Annotated in this window: 2 tRNA genes and 1 rRNA gene; all 3 read left to right on the top strand. The window is 48.0% G+C overall.

From position 1 onward, the window contains the following. Positions 1-117: ribosomal RNA gene (locus tag L0659_RS26245) — 16S ribosomal RNA — on the top strand; the annotation flags it as partial. Positions 118-163: 46 nt separating this feature from the next. Beyond that, positions 164-237 (top strand) — tRNA-Ile (locus L0659_RS26250). A gap of 52 nt (positions 238-289) precedes the next feature. After that, positions 290-363 (top strand) — tRNA-Ala (locus L0659_RS26255). Positions 364-510 lie beyond the last annotated feature (147 nt).

A 510-nucleotide genomic window follows, 5' to 3' on the forward strand; every position in this document is an offset into this window, starting at 1 on the left:
GGGAGTCGGGGAGACCTGAAGCAGTAGGTTAAAGACACTGTTAGGGTAAAATCGGCGACTGGGGCTAAGTCGTAACAAGGTAGCCGTACCGGAAGGTGCGGCTGGAACACCTCCTTTCTGGAGACGAGAGACTCTGCTTTTGGTTTATCTTTATCATATATTAGGGCTTGTAGCTCAGGTGGTTAGAGCGCGACACTGATAATGTCGAGGTCCGTGGTTCGAGTCCACGCAGGCCCACGGAAAACAAGTTTATCAGGAAAACGTTCTTGATAATTTTATTGAAAATTTTGGGGGATTAGCTCAGCTGGCTAGAGCACCTGCCTTGCACGCAGGGGGTCAACGGTTCGAATCCGTTATTCTCCACATTACCGATAATGATTGGTAACGAGTTCATTGACATATTGAGAAGTAGAAGAAAGAAGAAGGTTTTAAGATCGCGCAAGCGAATTAAGGGCGCATGGGGGATACCTAGGCTCTCAGAGGCGATGAAGGACGTGATAAGCTGCGAAA

The organism is Dyadobacter sp. CY347, from assembly GCF_021502655.1.
Classification (GTDB): Bacteria; Bacteroidota; Bacteroidia; order Cytophagales; family Spirosomataceae; genus Dyadobacter.